This is a genomic window from Micrococcus sp. LASM2_SD2, assembly GCF_057364565.1.
The window spans coordinates 1-4,735 of sequence record NZ_JBNFOB010000192.1 but is presented as its reverse complement, the minus strand read 5'-3'; the positions used below and the strand labels follow the sequence as shown (position 1 = coordinate 4,735).

Here is a 4,735-nt window from a genome sequence, read left to right as displayed (position 1 = left end):
CACCGACTGGGTGCGCAACGACTTCGACGGCGCGGGCCTGGTCAGCGGCGGCCAGCCGGTGACCGGCACCCCCGAGGAGGGCGAGGCCCTCAACACCCCCCGGCGCCGCCAACGCCCTCGCCGAGGCCGGCGGCTCGGACCCGATCGACCCCGTGGACCCGACCCTCACCTGCGACATGGACGCCACCGGCATCCACGACGTGCAGGGCTCCGGGGCCTCCTCCCCGATCACCGGCCAGGACGTGGTGGTCCGCGGCGTGGTCGTCGGCGTGTTCCAGACCGGCGGCTTCAACGGCTACTACCTGCAGCAGACCGGCGCTACCGCGGACGCGGACCCCGCGACCTCCGAGGGCGTGTTCGTGTACGCCCCGAGTTCCGCACCGGTGGAGCAGGGCGAGCTGCTCACCGTGCGCGGCACCGTGGGCGAGCACTACGGCATGACCCAGATCACCCAGGACGCTGTGACGGACTGCGGCACCGAGGAGCTGCCGGCGCCGGTGGAGGTGTCCTTCCCGATCACCGACCTCGAGCCCACCGAGGGTATGCGCGTGACCGTGCCCGAGGCCGTGGTCCTGGAGACCTACCAGTACGCCCGCTACGGCACGATCGTGGTCGGCCCCGAGCGCCAGTACACCCCCACCGCCGTGCACGCCCCGGAGTCCCCCGAGGCCCAGGCCCTGTACGAGCAGAACCTCGCCAACCGCATCACCGTGGACGACGGCCGGTCCGTGCAGAACCCGGACCCGGCCCTGCACCCCGGCGGCGGCGCCTTCACCCTGGAGAACCTGTTCTCCGGCGGCGACACGCTCACGGACCTGACGGGCGTGCTCGACTACCGCTATGACACCTGGGCCCTGCAGCCGACCCAGGCCGCCGGCTACGAGGACACCGTCACCCGCCCCGAGGTCCCCGAGGTCGGCGGCGACCTGCAGGTCGCCTCCTTCAACGTGCTGAACTACTTCACGACCCTGAACGAGCGCGGCGCCACCACCGCCGAGGAGTTCGAGCGCCAGAAGGCCAAGATCGTCTCGGCGATCCTCGAGATGGACGCCGACGTCGTGGGCCTGCTGGAGATCGAGAACAACGGCGACGTCGCCCTGAAGGACCTCGTGGCCGCCCTCAACGCCGCCGCCGGCGAGGAGCGCTACGCCGCCCTGGAGACCGGCAGGATCGGCACGGACCAGATCACCACCGCGATGATCTACCAGCCGGCCTCCGTGTCCCCGGTGGGTGCCCACAAGGTGCTCGACTCCTCCGTGGACGCCCGCTTCGACGACACCAAGAACCGTCCGGCCCTGGCGCAGACCTTCGCCCCGGTGGTCCCGGAGGGCTCGACCGCCGAGCTGGATGAGTTCACCGTGGTCACCAACCACCTGAAGTCCAAGGGCTCCGAGTGCGCCGGAGACCCGACCGACCTCCACCACCTGACCGGCAACTGCGACCAGGTCCGCACCGACGCCGCCGAGGCCCTCGTGGACTGGGTCGGCTCCGACGAGCTCCCGAACGCCGTGATCATGGGCGACCTGAACGCCTACGACCACGAGCGTCCGATCCGCACTCTCGTGGAGGGCGGCTTCACCGACCTGGAGAAGGCCTTCGGCGGCGAGTACGCCTACTCCTACGTGTTCGACGGCATGCTCGGCTACCTCGACTACGCCCTGGCCGACGCCGACCTCGCCCCGCGCGTGACCGGCGCCTCCTCCTGGCACATCAACGCGGACGAGGTCCCGCTGATCGGCTACGAGACCCGATACAAGAAGCCGGCGCAGCAGGACGTGTACGCCCCGGACGCCTACCGCTCCTCGGACCACGACCCGGTGCTGTTCGGCCTCGACCTCGGCATCTCCTCCGTGACCCCGGACCCGGACCCGGACCCGGAGACCTGCGAGATCACGGACTTCGCGGACAACCCGGCCGGCTCCCGATACTTCTCGGCCGTGCGCTGGATGCAGTGCGAGGGGCTGACCGTGGGCTACACCGCGGACAACACCTTCCGCAAGGACCGTGACATCTCCCGCGGCGAGTCGATGGCGTTCATCTACCGGTACCTGGCCCCGGAGCACATCTCCCCGGCCGTCTCCCCGTTCACCGACATGGAGACCGGCGACCGCTACTACGCCCCCATCACCTGGGGCGCCGCGGCCGGCGTGACCGGCGGCTACTCCGACGGTTCGTTCCGCCCGGACCGGGACATCACCCGCGGCGAGTTCGCCTCCTTCGTGTACCGCGCGATGGGCGAGCCGGACTTCACCCGGCCGGCGACCTCCCCGTTCGGCGACATCGAGCCGGATCAGACCCACTACACCGCCATCGCCTGGCTGCACTCCCAGGGGCTCGTCGGCGGCTACCGTGACGGCACCTTCGGCGTGACCCGCGACATCTCCCGTGGCGAGGTGGCGGCGATCCTCTACCGCCTCGACGCCCTCCGCTGAGGCACCGACCCTGGCGGCTCCGTCGAGCCGTCCCGCCGGTCCGCGTGACCGGCTCGCACGGGCCCCGCACCGATCCGGTGCGGGGCCCGTGTCCTGTCCCAGGCACCCCGCCCCACTCGACGCACCGCCAAAGAACCCCGGTCGTCCCGACCCCCGGCCACCCCCGGCGCGCGCCGGTTCCTCGGCCGCGTGGGAGAATGACAGGCGGCCGACTCGCACCGCGGCCGCCCTGCACGGAACCAGGAGGTCCACCGCACCCATGGCCACGATGTCCCAGTGGGTCGCCGCCGCTCGCCTGCGCACGCTGCCGATGGCAGTGGTGCCGGTCGTCACCGGCTCGGCCGCCGCACACACCCTGGACGGCTTCCACCTCGGCCGCGCGCTGCTGGCGATGGTCGTCGCCCTGGCCCTGCAGGTCGGCGTGAACTACGCCAACGACTACTCGGACGGCATCCGCGGCACCGACGACGACCGCGTGGGCCCGTTCCGGCTCACGGCTTCGAAGCAGACCGCCGCGAAGAACGTGAAGAACGCGGCCTTCGGCTGCTTCGGCGTCGCGATGCTCGCCGGCTTCTTCCTCGTCGCCCTGTCCGGCACGTGGTGGTTCCTGCTGGTCGGCGCCGCCGCCGTGGCCGCCGCCTGGTTCTACACCGGCGGGTCGAAGCCCTACGGCTACCTGGGCCTGGGAGAGGTGTTCGTGTTCGTGTTCTTCGGGCTCGTGGCGGGCCTGGGCACCACCTACACGCAGGCCCTGGAGCTCAACGCGATCGCCTGGATCGCCGCGGTCTCCGCCGGCCTGTTCTCCACGGCCCTGCTGATGGCCAACAACATCCGGGACATCCCCACGGACCGCGAGGTCGGCAAGCTGACCCTCGCTGCCCGCATGGGCGACCGCCCGGCCCGGTGGAGCTACATCGCGATGATGGCCGTGGCCACCCTGCTGCCGCTGGGCCTGCTGGGCGTCTCCGGCTGGTTCGGCCTCACCGTGCTCTCCGCCGCCCTGGCGTACATCCCCTGCCGCACCGTGCTGCGCGCGGACCATCCGCGCAAGCTCATCCCCGTCCTCAAGGCCACCTCCACGGTCGGCATCCTCTGGGCGATCCTCTACGTGATCGCCTGCCTCACCGCCTGAGCCGCCCCGCCGGCCCGAGCCCGCAGGGCCACGACGACGGCCGCCCACCTGATCCGGTGGGCGGCGTCCTCGTGTGGTCGGGTTCGTCGGGGGTGGCCGAAAGGCGGGGCCGATCCTGTGGTGACCGCCTGGTGAGGACACACCGGCTCCCGGGCGTCCTGCGGGCCTCAGAGAGTGTGTCCTCACCAGCAGCCGTGGGGTGGAGAAGGGGCCGGGGTCAGCCGTGGAAGCGGCCCTCGGTGTAGGCGTCCTCGGCGTCGGCGTCTGCCTGCTCGGTGCGTCCGCGACGGTCTCTCGAGACGCCCTGGCGCCAGGCGGCCATGTCCGCTGCAGCGCCGTCGCGCAGGCGGCGCAGGCCCAGGTATCCGACCGCGAAGGACAGGATCAGGGCCACCACCAGCGAGAGCGCCATGCCGAAGTCCAGCGCCATGCAGAGGTACCAGACGCCGACGAAGACGACGATGCGGATGAGGCCGTAGAGGAGGAAACGCACCCGTCCATTCTAGGTCGGATGGGAGCGCGGCCCGCTGGGTCGCGGGGGCTGGCCGATGACGGAGAACCCGAGGGTCCTGGGCGGCCTGTTCCGAACGGGCCCGATCGGCTGTGTGCCCCGAGTCGGAAAGCCGGGCCTCTGCGCGCCGATTCCGACCCACGGCACACAGAGCCGGGTGAGGCCCGCCTGGGCGGACGCGGGCTGTGCGGATTCCTAGAATGGTCCGCATGCCCCGATTCCTCATCCCCGCGATCATCGTCCTGGTGGCCCTGACGCTCTACTGCCTCTTCGAGCTGCTGCTGACATCGAAGCACCAGGTGCGCTCGATGCCGAAGGCGGTGTGGTTCCTGGTGGTCCTGCTTCTCCCGCTGGTCGGCCCGCTGCTGTGGCTGATCCTGGGCCGTGCGCGCTCGTCCTCGGCCGCCCGCACCGAGCCGCGGATGTCCGCTCCGGACGACGACGAGGAGTTCCTGCGCACCCTCCGCGTGCAGCGCCGCCAGGACCAGCGCAAGGCGGATCTGGACCGCCGGGCGGAGGAGCTCGACGAGCGAGAGCGCCGCCTGCGCGAGCAGGGCGGTGCCGGCCGTGACGACCGCTCCGGCTGCGCGGACGGCGCAGACGGCCGTCCCGGCGACGCAGGGCGTGCCGACTCGTCAGGCCGGAACGGCGACGAGGACG

General features: G+C 71.6%; 4 protein-coding genes. 3 read left to right on the top strand and 1 reads right to left on the bottom strand.

Annotated elements, in window-relative coordinates; translation table 11 throughout:
- The first annotated feature begins 152 nt into the window (after positions 1-152).
- The gene (locus AC2W7A_RS09650; protein ID WP_485991172.1) at positions 153-2,432 is read left to right on the top strand and encodes an ExeM/NucH family extracellular endonuclease; all 2,280 of its coding nucleotides are present in this window, start codon (positions 153-155) and stop codon (positions 2,430-2,432) included.
- A 259-nt stretch (positions 2,433-2,691) separates the two neighbouring features.
- Positions 2,692-3,564, top strand: coding sequence for a 1,4-dihydroxy-2-naphthoate polyprenyltransferase (locus tag AC2W7A_RS09645; protein WP_485991171.1), 873 nt, complete (start codon positions 2,692-2,694; stop codon positions 3,562-3,564).
- A gap of 217 nt (positions 3,565-3,781) precedes the next feature.
- Here AC2W7A_RS09645 and AC2W7A_RS09640 read toward each other — a convergent pair whose 3' ends face one another.
- A complete protein-coding gene (locus AC2W7A_RS09640; protein WP_485991170.1) occupies positions 3,782-4,057 on the bottom strand; it encodes a DUF4229 domain-containing protein in 276 nt (91 codons plus the stop codon).
- Positions 4,058-4,284: 227 nt separating this feature from the next.
- Here AC2W7A_RS09640 and AC2W7A_RS09635 point away from each other — a divergent pair.
- On the top strand, positions 4,285-4,735 hold a 451-nt coding region (locus tag AC2W7A_RS09635), incomplete at its 3' end, for a PLDc N-terminal domain-containing protein (protein ID WP_485991169.1).

Bases quoted from the DNA above. Each gene is read 5' to 3' on its own strand.
- AC2W7A_RS09645 (WP_485991171.1), top strand. From the start codon at position 2,692: ATGGCCACGATGTCCCAGTGGGTCGCCGCCGCTCGCCTGCGCACGCTG.